The sequence below is a fragment of the Streptomyces sp. JNUCC 63 genome (genome assembly GCF_054366325.1).
This window is the reverse complement of record NZ_CM135963.1, coordinates 2,204,116-2,221,460: the sequence shown is the minus strand read 5'-3', so window position 1 is coordinate 2,221,460 and position 17,345 is coordinate 2,204,116. Positions and strand designations below refer to the sequence as shown.

General features: G+C 72.2%; 14 protein-coding genes. 10 read left to right on the top strand and 4 right to left on the bottom strand.

Annotated features, from left to right (window positions below):
• Positions 1-91 precede the first annotated feature (91 nt).
• The 3 genes from dxr to ispG all read left to right on the top strand — a co-directional run bounded on the left by dxr (position 92) and on the right by ispG (position 4,023).
• Complete coding sequence (gene dxr, locus ACX25U_RS09925; protein WP_454390684.1) at positions 92-1,390, top strand: 1-deoxy-D-xylulose-5-phosphate reductoisomerase; 1,299 nt, start codon at positions 92-94, stop codon at positions 1,388-1,390.
• Positions 1,391-1,398: 8 nt separating this feature from the next.
• Entirely contained in the window at positions 1,399-2,691 is a 1,293-nt protein-coding gene (locus tag ACX25U_RS09920) for a M50 family metallopeptidase (RefSeq protein WP_454394190.1), read from the top strand.
• Positions 2,692-2,865: 174 nt separating this feature from the next.
• Positions 2,866-4,023 carry a flavodoxin-dependent (E)-4-hydroxy-3-methylbut-2-enyl-diphosphate synthase gene (ispG, locus tag ACX25U_RS09915; RefSeq protein ID WP_454390682.1) on the top strand — a complete coding sequence of 386 codons (1,158 nt, stop codon included), beginning with the start codon at positions 2,866-2,868 and terminating at the stop codon, positions 4,021-4,023.
• A gap of 19 nt (positions 4,024-4,042) precedes the next feature.
• Here the strand turns inward: ispG and ACX25U_RS09910 are convergent, their stop codons facing one another.
• Positions 4,043-5,896 carry a SpoIIE family protein phosphatase gene (locus ACX25U_RS09910; RefSeq protein WP_454390680.1) on the bottom strand — a complete coding sequence of 618 codons (1,854 nt, stop codon included), beginning with the start codon at positions 5,894-5,896 and terminating at the stop codon, positions 4,043-4,045.
• 213 nt (positions 5,897-6,109) lie between these two features.
• On the opposite strand from ACX25U_RS09910, the gene ACX25U_RS09905 reads away from it, so the two are divergent.
• The 3 genes from ACX25U_RS09905 to ACX25U_RS09895 all read left to right on the top strand — a co-directional run bounded on the left by ACX25U_RS09905 (position 6,110) and on the right by ACX25U_RS09895 (position 9,368).
• On the top strand, positions 6,110-6,958 hold the full coding sequence (locus tag ACX25U_RS09905; RefSeq protein WP_454390678.1) for a GNAT family N-acetyltransferase: 849 nt from the start codon (positions 6,110-6,112) through the stop codon (positions 6,956-6,958).
• Between the two features lie 54 nt (positions 6,959-7,012).
• Positions 7,013-7,594, top strand: a complete 582-nt coding sequence (locus ACX25U_RS09900; protein ID WP_454390676.1) for a GNAT family N-acetyltransferase — start codon at positions 7,013-7,015, stop codon at positions 7,592-7,594.
• A gap of 73 nt (positions 7,595-7,667) precedes the next feature.
• Positions 7,668-9,368 carry a proline--tRNA ligase gene (locus ACX25U_RS09895; protein WP_454390674.1) on the top strand — a complete coding sequence of 567 codons (1,701 nt, stop codon included), beginning with the start codon at positions 7,668-7,670 and terminating at the stop codon, positions 9,366-9,368.
• A gap of 426 nt (positions 9,369-9,794) precedes the next feature.
• Here the strand turns inward: ACX25U_RS09895 and ACX25U_RS09890 are convergent, their stop codons facing one another.
• Genes ACX25U_RS09890 through ACX25U_RS09880 form a run of 3 tightly spaced genes read right to left on the bottom strand, consistent with a single transcriptional unit; the run spans position 9,795 to position 11,779 of the window.
• On the bottom strand, positions 9,795-10,694 hold the full coding sequence (locus tag ACX25U_RS09890) for an aminoglycoside phosphotransferase family protein (protein ID WP_454390672.1): 900 nt from the start codon (positions 10,692-10,694) through the stop codon (positions 9,795-9,797).
• Positions 10,695-10,742: 48 nt separating this feature from the next.
• On the bottom strand, positions 10,743-11,219 hold the full coding sequence (locus tag ACX25U_RS09885) for a ferritin-like domain-containing protein (protein WP_454390670.1): 477 nt from the start codon (positions 11,217-11,219) through the stop codon (positions 10,743-10,745).
• A complete protein-coding gene (locus tag ACX25U_RS09880; protein WP_454390668.1) occupies positions 11,216-11,779 on the bottom strand; it encodes a hypothetical protein in 564 nt (187 codons plus the stop codon). The genes ACX25U_RS09885 and ACX25U_RS09880 overlap by 4 nt, the downstream gene beginning before the upstream one ends.
• Before the next feature lie 198 nt (positions 11,780-11,977).
• Here ACX25U_RS09880 and rimP point away from each other — a divergent pair, with 198 nt between their 5' ends.
• From rimP to infB, 4 genes are all read left to right on the top strand, one after another.
• The gene (gene rimP, locus ACX25U_RS09875) at positions 11,978-12,475 is read left to right on the top strand and encodes a ribosome maturation factor RimP (protein WP_454390666.1); all 498 of its coding nucleotides are present in this window, start codon (positions 11,978-11,980) and stop codon (positions 12,473-12,475) included.
• A 2-nt stretch (positions 12,476-12,477) separates the two neighbouring features.
• A complete protein-coding gene (gene nusA / locus ACX25U_RS09870) occupies positions 12,478-13,464 on the top strand; it encodes a transcription termination factor NusA (protein WP_454390664.1) in 987 nt (328 codons plus the stop codon).
• A 134-nt stretch (positions 13,465-13,598) separates the two neighbouring features.
• Positions 13,599-13,880: a YlxR family protein gene (locus ACX25U_RS09865; RefSeq protein WP_454390662.1), complete on the top strand. Its 282-nt coding sequence runs from the start codon at positions 13,599-13,601 to the stop codon at positions 13,878-13,880.
• A 163-nt stretch (positions 13,881-14,043) separates the two neighbouring features.
• Positions 14,044-17,079, top strand: coding sequence for a translation initiation factor IF-2 (gene infB, locus ACX25U_RS09860; protein WP_454390660.1), 3,036 nt, complete (start codon positions 14,044-14,046; stop codon positions 17,077-17,079).
• Positions 17,080-17,345 lie beyond the last annotated feature (266 nt).

Sequence of the window (17,345 nt, the reverse complement as noted above, 5' to 3'; positions counted from 1 at the left end):
GCCGCCCGGCGGCATCAGCCACCGGGCGGCCCGCCCCTCTCCCGGAGGACGCGCTGTCCTCCCCGGCACCCGCTGCCGCCACAATGGGGGAATGAGTGACAGTCCAGCCCCCCTCGCCGATCCGCACCTCGTCTTCGATCCCGTCACCGGGGACGGGCCCAAGGACGTGGTGGTCCTCGGGGCCACCGGGTCCATCGGCACGCAGGCCATCGACCTCGTGCTGCGCAACCCGGACCGCTTCCGGGTGACCGGGCTCTCCGCCAACGGCGGACGGGTCGGGCTCCTCGCCGAGCAGGCGTACCGGCTCCGGGTGCGGACCGTCGCCGTGGCCCGCAAGGACGTCGTACCGGCGCTGCGCGAGGCGCTGTCCGCGCAGTACGGGACGGGGGAGCCGCTGCCCGAGATCCTCGCCGGGCCCGACGCGGCCACCCGGCTGGCCGCCTCCGACTGTCACACCGTCCTCAACGGCATCACCGGCTCCATCGGCCTCGCTCCGACCCTCGCCGCCCTGGAGGCGGGCCGCACTCTCGCGCTCGCCAACAAGGAATCGCTCATCGTCGGCGGCCCGCTGGTCAAGGCGCTGGCCAAGCCGGGCCAGATCATCCCCGTGGACTCCGAGCACGCCGCCCTCTTCCAGGCGCTGGCCGCCGGGACGAGGACCGACGTGCGCAAGCTCGTCGTCACCGCCTCCGGCGGGCCCTTCCGGGGCCGTAGCAAGGAGGAACTCACGAACGTCACCGTCGAGGACGCCCTCGCCCACCCCACCTGGGCCATGGGCCCGGTGATCACGATCAACTCCGCCACCCTGGTCAACAAGGGACTGGAGGTCATCGAGGCGCACCTGCTGTACGACATTCCCTTCGACCGCATTGAGGTGGTCGTGCACCCGCAGTCGTATGTCCACTCGATGGTTGAGTTCACCGACGGATCCACTCTCGCCCAGGCGACGCCCCCCGACATGCGCGGGCCCATCGCCATCGGTCTCGGCTGGCCCGAACGCGTCCCCGACGCCGCGCCCGCCTTCGACTGGAGCACCGCGTCGACCTGGGAGTTCTTCCCCCTCGACAACGACGCCTTCCCCTCCGTCGGCCTGGCCCGGCACGTGGGCCGGCTCGGCGGCACCGCCCCGGCCGTGTTCAACGCGGCGAACGAGGAGTGCGTCGACGCGTTCCTGCGCGGCACACTGCCCTTCAACGGAATCATGGAGACCGTGACACAAGTGGTCGAGGAGCACGGCACTCCCCCACTCTCGACTTCGCTCGAACGGGGGGACCCCCACCGCACGGGAACTACGCTCACCGTGCCGGACGTCCTCGAAGCGGAGACCTGGGCCCGCGCCCGGGCCCGGGAACTGACAGCGCAGACGGCGACCGCGGAGGCGCGTGCATGACGTCCCTGATGATGATCCTCGGCATAGTCGTCTTCGTGGTCGGCCTGCTGGTCTCGATCGCCTGGCACGAGCTGGGGCATCTGTCCACCGCCAAGTTCTTCGGCATCCGCGTGCCGCAGTACATGGTCGGCTTCGGCCCTACCCTGTGGTCCCGGAAGAAGGGCGAGACGGAGTACGGCATCAAGGCCATCCCGTTCGGCGGCTACATCCGCATGATCGGCATGTTCCCGCCGGGCGACGACGGCCGGATCGCCGCACGCTCCACCTCGCCCTGGCGCGGCATGATCGAGGACGCCCGCTCGGCGGCCTTCGAGGAGCTGGGCCCCGGCGACGAGAAGCGCCTGTTCTACACGCGCGCCCCGTGGAAGCGGGTCATCGTGATGTTCGCGGGCCCCTTCATGAACCTGATCCTCGCGGTCGCGCTGTTCCTGACCGTCCTCATGGGCTTCGGCATCTCGCAGCAGACGACCACCGTCAGCTCGGTCTCCCAGTGCGTCATCGCGCAGAGCGAGAACCGCGACACCTGCAAGAAGACCGACGCCCCCGCCCCGGCCGCGGCCGCGGGCCTGAAGGCCGGCGACAAGATCGTCTCCTTCAACGGGGTGAGGACCGACGAGTGGAACCGGCTCTCCGACCTCATCCGCGCCAACCCCGGCAAGGACGTGTCGATCGTCGTCGACCGGGGCGGCCAGGACGTCACCCTGCACGCGAAGATCGCCACCAACCAGGTCGCCAAGAAGGACTCCCACGGCCAGATCGTCCAGGGGCAGTACGTCAGCGCCGGCTTCCTCGGCTTCAGCGCCGCCACCGGCATCGTCCGCCAGGACTTCGGCCAGTCCGTGACCTGGATGGGCGACCGCCTCGGCGAGGCCGTCCACTCCATCGCGAGCCTGCCCGCCAAGGTGCCCGCCCTGTGGAACGCGGCCTTCGACGGCGCCCCCCGCGAGCCCGACTCCCCGATGGGCGTGGTCGGCGCGGCCCGCGTCGGCGGCGAGATCTTCACCCTGGACATCCCGCCCACCCAGCAGCTGGCCATGGCCCTGATGCTGGTCGCCGGCTTCAACCTCTCCCTGTTCCTGTTCAACATGCTCCCGCTGCTGCCGCTCGACGGCGGCCACATCGCGGGCGCCCTGTGGGAGTCGCTGCGCCGGAACCTGGCGAGGCTGCTGCGCCGCCCGGACCCGGGCCCGTTCGACGTGGCGAAGCTGATGCCGGTGGCCTATGTGGTGGCGAGCGTGTTCATCTGCTTCACGCTCCTCGTCCTCGTCGCCGACGTCGTCAACCCGGTCAAAATCTCCTAGCCACCCGCTGTTCAGAGGCGGCCGGACGGATCTTCCGCCCGGCCGCCTTCCAATGAGTGGGTTTGACGGGTGGGATGTGCCGGCGTGAGGGGACGTGCCGTAATCTCGAAGCCTGGGAGCCCCCGCCGCTGACCGGGGCCGGATCTTGATCCACGACTTGGGGTTGCACAGCAGATGACTGCGATTTCTCTCGGCATGCCGTCCGTTCCGACCAAGCTCGCCGAGCGGCGCGTGTCGCGGCAGATTCAGGTCGGGTCGGTGGCGGTGGGCGGGGACGCGCCGGTGTCGGTGCAGTCGATGACCACGACCCGTACGTCGGACATCGGCGCCACGCTGCAGCAGATCGCCGAGCTGACGGCGTCCGGCTGCCAGATCGTGCGGGTGGCCTGTCCCACGCAGGACGACGCGGACGCGCTGGCGACCATCGCGAGGAAGTCGCAGATCCCGGTGATCGCGGACATCCACTTCCAGCCCAAGTACGTCTTCGCCGCGATCGAGGCGGGCTGCGCGGCCGTGCGCGTCAACCCGGGCAACATCAAGAAGTTCGACGACCAGGTCAAACAGATCGCCAGGGCGGCCAAGGAGCACGGCACCCCGATCCGGATCGGGGTCAACGCCGGTTCGCTGGACAGGCGGCTGCTGCAGAAGTACGGCAGGGCCACCCCGGAGGCGCTGGTGGAGTCCGCGCTGTGGGAGGCGTCGCTGTTCGAGGAGCACGACTTCAGGGACATCAAGATCTCCGTCAAGCACAACGACCCGGTGGTGATGATCGAGGCCTACCGGCAGCTCGCCGCGAGCTGCGACTACCCCCTGCACCTCGGCGTCACGGAGGCCGGCCCCGCCTTCCAGGGCACCATCAAGTCGGCCGTCGCCTTCGGCGCGCTGCTCTCGCGGGGCATCGGCGACACCATCCGCGTGTCGCTGTCCGCGCCGCCGGTGGAGGAGGTCAAGGTCGGCATCCAGATCCTGGAGTCGCTGAACCTGCGCCGGCGGGGTCTGGAGATCGTCTCCTGCCCGTCCTGCGGGCGGGCCCAGGTCGACGTCTACAAGCTGGCCGAGGAGGTCACGGCCGGCCTGACCGGCATGGACGTCCCGCTGCGCGTGGCGGTGATGGGCTGCGTCGTCAACGGCCCCGGCGAGGCCCGCGAGGCCGACCTCGGTGTCGCCTCCGGCAACGGCAAGGGGCAGATCTTCGTCAAGGGCGAGGTCATCAAGACCGTCCCCGAGTCGAAGATCGTGGAGACCCTCATCGAGGAGGCCATGAAGCTCGCCGAGCAGATGGAGGCCGACGGGACGGCCTCCGGGGAGCCCTCGGTCTCCGTCGCGGGCTGAGGTCCGTACCGCGTGGTCCTCACTCCTCCCACGGGCCGCGCGTGGTGTCCTGCACCGGGGCGTCCTGTCGGCGGGAGCCGGGCGCGGCCCGGTTCGGCGCGGCCGGGCTGTACGGGGCTTGCGGGGGCGGTGGCGGCCGGTGGTCGCCGGGGGCGCCCGCGCCGGCCTCGGGCAGCCGCAGCGCCAGCAGGGCGGTGTCGTCGCCGCTGGGCGCGATGCGGTCCAGCAGCTCGTCGCAGAACTCGTCCACGGTCCGGCGGGCCATCCGCCGGGCCAGGACGGAGGCGTGGTGGCTGAGCTTGGCCATGCCGAGGTCGATCGGACGGGTCCGGCTCTCCACCAGGCCGTCGGTGTAGAGCAGCAGGAGGGACTCCGGGGGGAGGTCCTCCACCGCGTCGGGCCAGTTCAGACCCAGGTTCAGGGTGGCGCTCATGCCGATCAGCGGCCCGTGTCCGGCCGTCAGGAAATGTGCCTCGCCCTGGCGGTTGACCAGCAGCGGCGGGGGGTGCCCGGCGTTGACCCAGTGCAGCTGCCAGGGCCCGCCCTCACGGCCCTCGATCCGGGCGAAGACCAGCGTGGCCATGAGGGCGTCGCTGGTGTTGGTCACCGCCTCGTCCACACGGCGCACGATCAGACTGGGCGGCTCCTCGTGGTCCCAGGCCAGCGCGCGCAGCATGTTGCGGACCTCGGCCATGTGCGAGGCCGCCTCCAGATCGTGGCCGACCACGTCCCCGATGACGACGGCCAGGACTCCGTCGGGGAGCAGGAAGGCGTCGTACCAGTCGCCGCCGATCTCCATGGCGGTCTGCGCGGGCAGATAGCGGGCGGCCATCCGCAGCCGACCGACCTGCGGCAGCGGGGCGAGCAACTGGCGCTGCATGGTCTCGGCCACGTTCCGCTGCTCGTCGTAGAGCCGGGAGTTGTCCATCACCAGCGCCAGGCGCCGGCCGATGTCGGTGAGCAGCCGGACCTCGGCGTCGGTGTGCGGCTCGGACTCCCCGGCGCGGGCCACGGTGAGCATGCCGTAGGACTGGCGCCGGGCGCGCAGCGACACCACGGTCGCCGAGTGGCCGCCGAGCCGTTCGAACAGCATCCGGTGGGTGCCGGCGAGCGGGGCGTCCGGGTTCCGTAGCAGCTCCTCGGCGGTCAGCCGGACGGGATCGTCGCTGCCGGTGACCCGTGCCACCGCCACGAGGGTCTTCTCCCGCAGCGGTGGCAGCGGCCCCTCCAGCCGCCTGGCCCGGCGCGGGTGCGCGGGGCTGCGTACGGCGGCCCGCTCCAGTCCCGAGGGCCCCTCGGAGTCCAGGTCGACCGCCGCCCAGTCACCCACGGCCGGAACCAGCAGCCGCAGCAGCTTGCGGATCCTGGCGGAGGTCTCCAGGGTCGACATCAGCACCGAGGAGACCTCCGCCAGCAGGTTCAGCCGGGCGGTCAGCGCCTCCAGGGCCGCGGTGTACGCGGCCATCCGGTCCGCATAGCCGCGGTGCTTGCTGAAGTCGTCGAAGTAGACCACCATTCCGGCCTGCCGCCCGGACAGCATCAGGGGGGTGGTCGCCCAGATGATCGGCAGGATGGTGCCGTCGGCCCGCCGGAAGTACTCCTCGCTGTCCTCCTCCACGGTGTGGCTCCGGTACAGCGGGGCCAGCATCGCGCACCGCTCGCGCGGTATCGGGCTGCCGTCGGGGCGGCGGTGCAGCAGGTCGTGCGCGTCCTGGCCGAGCATCCGCTCCGGGGGCCGGCCGAGCAGCCGCTCGGCCCGCGGATTGACGTACGTGACGCACCCCGCCATGTCGACGGTGAAGACGCCCGCGCCCAGGTCCCGCAGGACCGCCTCCGGGAAATCCGGCGCCAGGTCCTGACCGACCGTGCTCATGGCAGTGCTCCCTCGTCCTCCCGGACGTCCGTCCGGCGTCGTACCCACGGCCATCACCGCTCTCCCGAAGCCGTCGGACCAGCGGGTACCCCAGCCCTCGCGAACCGTGCGCGCCGGCCGGAACGCCCCGCACCGCCTCCCGGGGGCGGCACCGCCCACAAACGGCGGGTACAGTGCGGAGATCAGCGAAACCCCCAGCCTGAGGCCCCGCACGTGTTGACCCAGACCACCTCACGGGTGCTCCAGCCGAGCGACCTGGACGCCGCGCTCGCGGTCCTCGACCGCGAGCCGGTCGCGAACGCCTTCGTGACCTCCCGGGTCCAGGTCGCCGGTCTGGACCCGTGGCGGCTGGGCGGCGAGATGTGGGGCTGGTACGAGGACGGCATGCTCACGTCCCTGTGCTACGCGGGGGCCAACCTCGTCCCGATCTGCGCCACCCCCAGGGCCGTACGCGCCTTCGCGGACCGCGCACGCCGGGCCGGCCGCCGCTGCTCCTCCATCGTCGGACCGGCCGAGCCCACCGCCCAGCTGTGGCGGCTCCTGGAACCCGGCTGGGGCCCGGCCCGCGAGATCCGCACCCACCAGCCGCTCATGGTCACCGACCGCATGCCGGGAGACATACCCCCCGATCCCTACGTCCGCCGCATCCGCAAGGACGAGGTGGAAACGATCATGCCGGCCTGCGTGGCGATGTTCACCGAGGAGGTCGGCGTCTCCCCGCTCGCCGGGGACGGCGGCCTGCTCTATCAGGCCCGGGTCGCCGAACTCGTCGGCTCCGGCCGCTCCTTCGCCCGCCTCGACGAGCACGGCAAGGTGATGTTCAAGGCGGAGATCGGCGCCGCGACCGCCGAGGCCTGCCAGATCCAAGGGGTGTGGGTGGCTCCCGAGTACCGGGGGCGCGGCCTTGCGGCACCCGGCATGGCGGCGGTCCTGCGGTACGCGCTGGCCGACGTGGCCCCGGTGGTCAGCCTGTACGTCAACGACTTCAACACCCCGGCCAGGCGGACCTACCTGCGGGTGGGCTTCCGGGAGGTCGGCGCGTTCATGAGCGTGCTGTTCTGAGCGCACCTCACAGCGCTGTTCTGAGGCTGCTGCGAGCCCTGTAGTCTCCCCGGCATGGTCCACTTTCCCGGTCACGGACACCGCCGCTCCGAGGACGTCGTGATCGGCCCCCTCGACCTGCCGGCCCGTGTCGACGAGGCGCTCGCCGTGCAGGCCGTCGCCTTCGGGCTCGGCGCCGACGAGGTCGCCGTACGCCGGCAGATCGTGCTGCGGCACATGACGTACCCCGGCGCCCGCGCGCTCGGCGCCACCACGTCCGACGGACGGCTCGTCGGCTTCGTCTACGGCATGCCCAACGACCGCACCCACTGGTGGTCCACCGTCGTCGAGCCCTACCTGCGCGCCCGCGGCCACGACGACTGGCTCGACGACTCCTTCGTGATCACCGAGCTGCACGTCCATCCGCGCCACCAGAACCGCGGCATCGGACGCGCCCTGATCACCACCATCACCGACAGCGCCACCGAGCCCCGCTCGATCCTCTCCGCGATCGACACCGACAGCCCGGCCCGCGGCCTCTACCACTCCCTGGGGTACGAGGACCTGGCCCGGCAGGTCCTCTTCCCCAGCGCGCCGATGCCGTACGCCGTGATGGGAGCCCCGCTTCCGCTGCGCCGCCCCGAGGGCACGCCCTAACCGATTTCCACCGGAACAGCCCGCCCGGCTAACCTCCTAGCCATCACCTATATCCGGCAGGAGTACGAGAACCATGGCGAACGCACCGGTCCAGCGCATGTCCCAGTTGATGGCCAAGACGCTGCGTGACGACCCGGCGGACGCCGAGGTCCTCAGCCACAAGCTGCTGGTCCGCGCGGGTTATGTGCGCCGCACCGCCGCCGGCATCTGGACCTGGCTGCCGCTGGGCAAGAAGGTCCTCGCCAACGTGGAGCGGATCGTTCGCGAGGAGATGGACGCGATCGGCGGGCAGGAGGTGCTGCTGCCCGCGCTGCTGCCGCGCGAGCCGTACGAGGCGACCGGCCGCTGGGACGAGTACGGCGCCGAGCTGTTCCGGCTGAAGGACCGCAAGGGCGGCGACTACCTCCTCGGGCCGACCCACGAGGAGATCTTCACCCTGCTGGTGAAGGACCAGGCGTCCTCGTACAAGGACCTGCCGGTCATCCTGTACCAGATCCAGACCAAGTTCCGGGACGAGGCCCGGCCCCGCGCGGGCATCCTGCGCGGCCGTGAGTTCCTGATGAAGGACTCCTACTCCTTCGACCTCGCCGACGAGGGCCTCGCCGAGTCCTACGCCCTGCACCGCCAGGCCTACCAGCGGATCTTCGACCGCCTGGGCCTGGACTACCGCATCTGCGCGGCGACCGCGGGCGCGATGGGCGGCTCCAAGTCCGAGGAGTTCCTCGCCCCGGCCGAGGCCGGTGAGGACACCTTCGCCGACTGCCCGAACTGCGACTTCGCCGCCAACACCGAGGCGATCACGTACGAGCTGAAGCCGGTGGACGGCTCCGGCGTGCCCGCCGCCGAGGAGATCCCGACCCCGGACACCCCCACCATCGAGACCCTGGCCGCCTCCCTCGGCGTCCCGGCCTCCGCCACGCTGAAGAACCTGCTCGTCAAGGTCGACGGCGAGATCGTCGCCGTCGGCGTCCCCGGCGACCGCGAGGTCGACATGGGCAAGGTCGAGGCGCACTTCGCCCCGGCCGCCGTCGAGCTGGTCACCGCCGAGGACTTCGTGGGCCGCCCGGACCTGGTCCGCGGCTACGTCGGCCCGCAGGGCCTGGACAAGGTGAAGTACATCGCCGACCCGCGCGTGGCCCCGGGCACGGCCTGGATCACCGGCGCCAACAAGGAGCACACGCACGCGAAGAACGTGGTCGCCGGCCGTGACTTCGAGGTCGACCAGTACGTGGACGTGGTCGTCGTGCGGGAAGGCGACCCCTGCCCGAAGTGCGGCACCGGACTGAAGCTGGACCGTGCCATCGAGATCGGCCACATCTTCCAGCTCGGCCGCAAGTACGCCGACGCCCTCAAGCTCGACGTCCTCGGCCAGAACGGCAAGCCGGTCCGCGTCACCATGGGCTCCTACGGCATCGGCGTCTCCCGCGCGGTCGCGGCGCTCGCCGAGCAGCACGCCGACGACAAGGGTCTGGTCTGGCCCAGGGAGGTCGCCCCGGCCGACGTCCACGTGGTCGCCGCAGGCAAGGCCCTGCAGACCGAGGTGGCCCTCGAGGTCTCCCAGAAGCTCGCCGCGGCCGGCATCCGCGTCCTGGTCGACGACCGGGCAGGTGTCTCCCCGGGTGTGAAGTTCACCGACGCCGAGCTGATCGGCATCCCCCAGATCCTGATCGCCGGCCGCCGCGCGGCCGAGGGCGTCGTCGAACTGAAGGACCGCAGGACCGGCGAACGCGAGGAACTCCCCATCGAGGAGGCCCTCACCCGCCTCACGGCCTGAGCCCGCGGCGGGGACCGGTCACCCCGCCGATCACTGGAGTCGCCGACGCACGGCCGACAACACGCCGGGCGGGCTCTGCCCGCGTGGCGTGGCCGTGCGGGGCGTGACATCGGGGTGCCGGGCACGCCCGCTCACCTGACGGAAGGCGCGCCCGGTGGGCGACGTGTTCTGCGGGGCTCCCCGGGCGGGTGGGACGATGAGCGGCGGGCCACGCGAGACGGCCGCCGCCAGGCGTGCCCCGGGCACTTCGGGTCCGGCCGGTCACCACGGCTCTGCCGACCGGTGTGCCCCTCGGTGCCGGCCCTCGGCCGATCGTCACGTGCCCGCGTTGCCCGGGCTCGCGTGGCCCGGGCGGAGCCGGTATCTCACCGAGGCCGGCGCGGCTCACCTACGTACCCGCGCGTCGCCCCGCAGGGGCCGCGTGGGTCAGAGCCACGTCGCGAACTCCAGCAGCAGTTCCGCGTCCTTCGGGCGGCCCACTCGGCGGGCGCGTACGCCGGATTCGACGGCGCGGAAGAGGGTCCAGCCGCGGAGGCGTTCCTGGTCGACCTCCAGGGACTCCGCCAGACGTTTGACGCGGCGTCGGGTGGTGGCGGAGCCGGACGGGGAGGCGATCAGGTCCTCGACGCGGTCGCGGACCAGCCGTGCCAGGTCGAAGGCGGCCTCGCCGACGACCGGGTCGGGGCCCACGGCCAGCCACGGCATCCGGTCGCCGGCGAGCACCTTGCTCTGCCGGAACGTGCCGTGCAGCAGCCGCTGCTCGGGCGGCGCCGCCAGCAGATCCTCGCGAGCCCCGAGCGCCGCCGCGACCAGCGGCGCCACCTCCGCGTCGCTCTCCGCGCCCGCCCGCATCGCCTCGGCCTGCCGCCCGGTCCGCCCGGCCACCGTCTCGAAGGAATGCCCCGCGGGCGGCTCCACCCAGAGCCGCCGCAGCGTGCCCGCCGCCTCCAGCAGCGCCCTCGACTCCGGCAGCGACCGCACCGACACGTCCGGGTGCAGCCGTTCCAGCAGCAGCACACCCTCGCCCGGACCGCTGTCCAGAAGCTGTACGGCGCCCCGACCGCCCCAGTGCGCGAGCGCGGCCCGCTCGCTCTCCGGGCGGGCCCGCGGCGGGGCCAGCTTGAGCACGGCCGGAGTCCCGTCCGCGGTCCGCACCAGCACGACCAGGCTGCTGCGCCCGCCGGGCACCTGCACCCGCTCGACGGTCAACTCGCGCACCGCCACGGCCTGCCGCGCCAGCTCGGGCAGCTCGGCCAGCCAGGCGTCACCGTCCGGTGCCGTCTCACCGAGCGCCCGCACCAGACGCTGCGGCGGTTCGAAAGCCATGCGCGAGCCGTTCCTTCCTGTGCCGTCCGATGCCACCGCTCATGCGCGTCACGCCGTGGGCGTCGCCGTACCCGCCGTACCCTCCGCACCCGTGGCGGCCCGTTCGGCGAGACCAGGGAAGGCTACGCTCTCCCCGCGCCAGCGCACCGCCCGGACCGCCGCCTCGCGCAGCGCCCCCGCCGCCTCCCGCCGCCGCTCGCCCGTGCTCGCCCGGACCAGGTCGGAGTACACCCCGGCCACGCGTTCCTCCAGCGCGGCGGCGAACCGTACCGCCGCCGCGGAGTCCGGCACCGGGAACGGCAGCGTGTAGGCCGCCGCCGCGGCCACCGGCCGCGCGCCCAGGTCCCGTATCTCGCGCACCAGCGTGTCCCGCCGCGCCCGATGCGCGTCGTACGCCGCCCGCGCCTCCTTCCGCCGGCTCTCCCCGACCCGCCCCCCGACGACGCCGTACCCGTACACGGTCGCGTGCTCCGCGGCGAGCGCCGCCTGCAGGGCCTCGAGCTGCCGCTCGTCCGCCTGGCTCACTTGTCACCCTCCGTCAGCAGATACGCGTGGGCCGCCCCGGCCGCCGCCACCGAGGCCAGCAGGCGCGCCAGTTCGCCGGGGGCCCGGAGCAGGGCCGCCGTATGCCGGTCGGACAGGGACCGTTCCGCGGCGGCCAGCGAGGCCAGGGCGTCCTTCTCGTCCGCCGGGGCGGCGGGGGACCGCGAGGCATCGGCTCCCGCCGGCGCCCTCGAGCCCTCGGGCGCCGTGGTCGCCGCCGAAGCCCCGGATGAGGGCTTCGCCGTGCCGCCGAAGGCCTCCGCATGGGCCGCGACCTGTGCCCGCAGCGGCCGCAGCCGCTCCGCCAGTGCCGGATGCGCGGCGATCACGGCGTCGTACCGCCGCGCCAGCTCCTGGCTGTCCCGTGCCGCACGCGCGCGTACCCGCTCGGCGGCCGACGGGCGCGACGGGCCGCCGACCGAGCCGCCGGAGTCGGAGGAATCGGTGGAGCAGCCCACGAGCAGGGCGGCCCCCGCGACCGAGGCGAGCAGGCTCCTTCTGCGCGGGCCCGCCAGGGCGCGCGGAGGTGGGGGGAACGGCACGGCAGACGTCCTCGGGTGCGTACGGAACAAGGATGGCGGGGTGACTCGCCCGTGATCACGGTACCCGCGCCTCCCACGGGCACCACTCAGCGGCACCACACACGCCCAGGTGGACGGCAACACTCCCCGGGACCCGATACCCTTTGACCAGACACGCGACCATTCCACAACAGCAGACGCGGCCGAGGAGTCACCCGGATGAGCACCACCCAGAGCGAGAGGCTGCGAGAACTGCTGGAGCCGCTCGTCACCTCCCAGGGCCTCGATCTCGAAGAGATCGCCGTGGAATCCGTCGGGCGAAAGTGTGTGCTGCGCGTCGTCGTCGACTCCGACACCGGGGCCGACCTGGACAGGATCGCCGATGTGAGCCGTGCGCTCTCGGCGAGGCTCGACGAGAGCGACGCGATGGGCGAGGGCGAGTACACCCTCGAGGTCGGCACCCCGGGCGCGGAGCGCCTCCTCAGGGAACACCGGCACTTTGTGCGCGCCACGGGCCGGCTGGTGAAGTTCCAGCTGGCCGAGGGCGGCGAGCTGGTGGCCAGGATCCTCGAGGTCGACGACGAAGGCCTCGACCTTGAAGTGCCCGGAGTGAAGGGCCGCAAGGCCACGACCCGCAGGCTCGGTTTCCCGGACGTCGTCAAGGCGCGTGTGCAGGTCGAGTTCAGCCGCAAGGACCAGAAGGAAGAGGGGGCGTAGCCGTGGACATCGACATGAGTGCCCTGCGGAACCTGGTACGGGAGAAGGAGATCTCCTTCGACGTGCTGGTCGAGGCGATCGAGTCGGCCCTTCTCATCGCCTACCACCGCACCGAGGGAAGCCGCCGCCACGCGCGCGTGGAGCTCAACCGGGAGACCGGGCACGTGACCGTGTGGGCGAAGGAGGACCCCGAGGACATCGAGGAGGGCCAGGAGTCCCGAGAGTTCGACGACACCCCGTCCGGCTTCGGCCGTATCGCCGCCACCACCGCCAAACAGGTCATCCTGCAGCGGCTGCGCGACGCCGAGGACGACGCGACGCTCGGCGAGTACGTGGGCCGCGAGGGCGACATCGTCACCGGCGTGGTCCAGCAGGGCCGCGACCCGAAGAACGTCCTCGTGGACATCGGCAAGCTGGAGGCCATCCTGCCGGTGCAGGAGCAGGTCCCGGGCGAGAGCTACCAGCACGGCATGCGGCTGCGGTCGTACGTCGTCCGGGTAGCCAAGGGCGTCCGCGGCCCCTCGGTGACCCTCTCCCGTACGCACCCGAACCTGGTGAAGAAGCTCTTCGCCCTGGAGGTGCCGGAGATCGCCGACGGCTCGGTCGAGATCGCGGCGATCGCCCGCGAGGCCGGTCACCGTACGAAGATCGCCGTACGGTCCACCCGTTCGGGCCTGAACGCCAAGGGCGCCTGCATCGGCCCCATGGGCGGCCGGGTGCGCAACGTCATGGGGGAGCTGAACGGCGAGAAGATCGACATCGTCGACTGGTCGGACGACCCGGCCGAGATGGTGGCCAACGCCCTGTCGCCGGCCCGCGTCTCCAAGGTGGAGGTCGTGGACATGGCGGCCCGGTCGGCCCGGGTCACCGTGCCCGACTACCAACTGTCGCTGGCGATCGGCAAGGAGGGCCAGAACGCCCGGCTGGCGGCCCGGCTCACCGGCTGGCGCATCGACATCCGCCCGGACACCGAGCAGGCGTCCGAGTAAGCACTCCCGGCACTCCCGGGGATTCACCCGGGAGCGGGGAATAGACCCGAGCCGCAGATCGCTTGTAACACGACAACAGCCGTTCGATCTTTGCCCCAAAGGGGTGAGGTCGGTGCGGGGAGGTAGACTGAGCAGTGTCTGGCCGGACGCGTGCCCGCGCATGCCCTGAGCGCACCTGTCTGGGGTGCCGGGAGCGAGCGGCCAAGATCGAACTGTTGCGGACCGTGGCGGTCGAGGGCGAGTGCGTCCCCGATCCTCGCGGTACGCTGCCCGGCCGGGGTGCCTATGTACACCCCGTCCCGGTCTGTCTCGACCAGGCGGTGCGCCGCCGGGCGTTTCCGCGGGCGCTTCGCGTCCCGGGACCGCTCGACGTAATGGCGTTGCGCCGGTACGTCGAGCAGGCACAAGGTTGCTGAGGCAACACGGCAAGGAAAGACGTGCCGTACGGAACCCCGTGCGGCCTGGTACCTCGCGAGTCGAAAGCAGGTCGAGATTGCGATGAGCACTCGATGAGTACGCGATGAGTACGCCCATGAACTAGCGACGGTCCGGCCGCAACCCGGACCTCAAAGGAGCGAAGTGGCTAAGGTCCGGGTCTACGAACTCGCCAAGGAGTTCGGTGTGGAGAGCAAGGTCGTCATGGCCAAGCTCCAGGAACTCGGTGAATTCGTCCGATCGGCGTCCTCGACGATCGAGGCGCCCGTAGTACGCAAACTGACTGACGCCTTCCAGCAGGGCAACGGCAGCGGCAGGTCCGCCGCGAAGCCGGCCGCCCCCAAGAAGGCCGCCCCCAGGCCCGCCGCGCCCTCCCCGGCGCAGGCTGGGGGTACCCCCCGTGCCGCCAAGGCAGCGGGGGAGCGTCCGGCTGCCCCGAAGCCGCCGGCCTCTCCCAAGCCTGCCGCGGCACAGCAGCCCGCAGCCCCGTCGGCGCCCGCGCCGACCCCCGGCCCGCGTCCGGTGCCGGGTCCCAAGCCCGCGCCGCGCCCGGCCCCGGCGGCGCCCACCACGCCGGAGTTCACCGCTCCGCCGTCGGCCCCGTCGCCGGCCGCGCCGAAGCCCGGCGCCCGTCCCGGCGCCCCCAAGCCCGGTGGCCGTCCCGGCCAGGGCCAGGCCGCCCGTCCGGGCCAGGGTGCTCAGCGCCCCGGTGGCCAGGGTCCGCGTTCGGGTGCCCGCCCGGCCGGCCCGCGCCCGGGCAACAACCCCTTCACCTCCGGTGGCTCCACCGGCATGGCGCGCCCGCAGGCGCCCCGTCCGCAGGGCCCGCGGCCCGGCGGCGCCGGTGCTCCCGGCGCCGGTCCCCGTCCGCAGGGCCCCGGCGCCCAGGGCGGCGGTCCGCGTCCGCAGGCTCCGGGCGGTCCGCGCCCGACCCCGGGTTCGATGCCCCGTCCGCAGGGCGGTCCGCGTCCCGGCGGTCCGCGTCCGAACCCCGGCATGATGCCGCAGCGTCCCGCTGCCGGCCCGCGTCCCGGCCCCGGCGGCCGTGGCCCGGCCGGTGCCGGCCGTCCCGGTGGCGGTGCCGGTCGCCCGGGTGGCGGCGGCGGCTTCGCCGGCCGTCCTGGTGGCGGTGCCGGTCGCCCGGGTGGCGGCGGCGGCTTCGCCGGCCGTCCCGGTGGCGGCGGCGGCTTCGCCGGCGGCGGTGGCCGTCCCGGCTTCGCCGGCCGTCCCGGTGGCCCCGGTGGCCGTGGTGGCACGCAGGGCGCCTTCGGCCGTCCCGGCGGTCCGGCCCGTCGTGGCCGCAAGTCGAAGCGGCAGCGCCGTCAGGAGTACGAGGCCATGCAGGCCCCGTCGGTCGGCGGCGTGATGCTGCCGCGCGGCAACGGCGAGACCATCCGGCTCTCCCGTGGCGCGTCGCTCACCGACTTCGCGGAGAAGATCAACGCCAACCCGGCGTCCCTCGTCGCGGTCATGATGAACCTGGGCGAGATGGTCACGGCGACGCAGTCCGTCTCCGACGAGACGCTGCAGCTGCTGGCCGGCGAGATGAACTACAACGTTCAGATCGTCAGCCCGGAGGAGGAGGACCGCGAGCTCCTCGAGTCCTTCGACATCGAGTTCGGCGAGGACGAGGGCTCCGAGGAGGACCTGGTCGTCCGTCCGCCGGTGGTCACCGTCATGGGTCACGTCGACCACGGAAAGACCCGCCTGCTCGACGCGATCCGCAAGACGAACGTCGTCGCGGGCGAGGCCGGTGGCATCACCCAGCACATCGGTGCCTACCAGGTCACGACCGAGGTCAACGACGAAGAGCGCCGTATCACCTTCATCGACACCCCGGGTCACGAGGCGTTCACCGCCATGCGTGCCCGTGGTGCGAAGTCGACGGACATCGCGATCCTGGTCGTCGCGGCCAACGACGGCGTCATGCCGCAGACGGTCGAGGCGCTGAACCACGCCAAGGCGGCCGACGTGCCGATCGTGGTCGCGGTCAACAAGATCGACGTCGAGGGCGCAGACCCGACCAAGGTGCGCGGTCAGCTGACCGAGTACGGTCTGGTGGCCGAGGAGTACGGCGGCGACACCATGTTCGTCGACATCTCCGCCAAGCAGGGTCTGCACATCGACAGCCTCCTGGAGGCGGTCGTCCTCACGGCCGACGCGGCGCTCGACCTCCGTGCGAACCCCAGCCAGGACGCACAGGGCATCGCGATCGAGTCCCGCCTGGACCGCGGCCGCGGCGCCGTCGCCACGGTTCTGGTCCAGCGAGGCACGCTCCGCGTCGGCGACACGATGGTCGTCGGTGACGCCCACGGCCGAGTCCGGGCGATGCTCGACGACACCGGCAACCACGTCACCGAGGCCGGCCCGTCGACGCCGGTCCAGGTCCTGGGCCTGACCAACGTCCCGGGCGCGGGCGACAACTTCATCGTGGTGGACGAGGACCGTACGGCCCGTCAGATCGCGGAGAAGCGCGCCGCCCGTGAGCGCAACGCCGCGTTCGCCAAGCGTGTCCGCCGCGTCTCGCTCGAGGACCTGGACAAGGTGCTCAAGGCCGGCGAGGTGCAGCAGCTCAACCTCATCATCAAGGGCGACGCGTCCGGAGCGGTCGAGGCCCTCGAGTCCTCGCTTCTCCAGCTCGACGTCGGCGAAGAGGTCGACATCCGCGTCCTGCACCGCGGCGTCGGTGCGGTCACGGAGTCGGACATCGACCTGGCGATGGGCTCCGACGCCATCGTGATCGGCTACAACGTGCGCGCCGCCGGGCGTGCCGCGCAGATGGCCGAGCGCGAAGGCGTGGACGTCCGCTACTACTCGGTCATCTACCAGGCGATCGAGGAGATCGAGGCGGCCCTCAAGGGCATGCTCAAGCCGGAGTACGAGGAGGTCGAGCTCGGTACGGCGGAGATCCGCGAGGTCTTCAAGTCGTCCAAGCTGGGCAACATCGCGGGTGTTCTCATCCGCTCCGGCGAGGTCAAGAGGAACGCCAAGGCGCGCCTCATCCGAGACGGCAAGGTCGTCGCGGAGAACCTCAACATCGACGGACTGCGTCGCTTCAAGGACGACGTCACCGAGATCCGCGAAGGCTTCGAGGGCGGTATCAACCTCGGCAACTTCAACGACATCAAGGTCGACGACGTCATCGCGACGTACGAACTCCGCGAGAAGCCGCGGGCGTAACGGCCCACGGTGCGTGTCGCAGCCGGTCGGCGGGACTCCGGTCCCGCCGACCGGCGCGCCATGCCCGGGGGAACCCGCCCCCGGCCCCCCGCGCCGGCCTGAACGGCCTCCTCCTCGAACTCCCCGAGCTCTTCGAGCAGGGCAGACAAAGCCGACACCTGGGGCAGGGCCCCTTCCGTCCGGCGAGTCGGGTGGGCGGGGGCGACGGAAACCCCGTCGAGCCACCGCCCGGGTTCGCGGTACGGTTCTTGATGTCCCTGCCCATC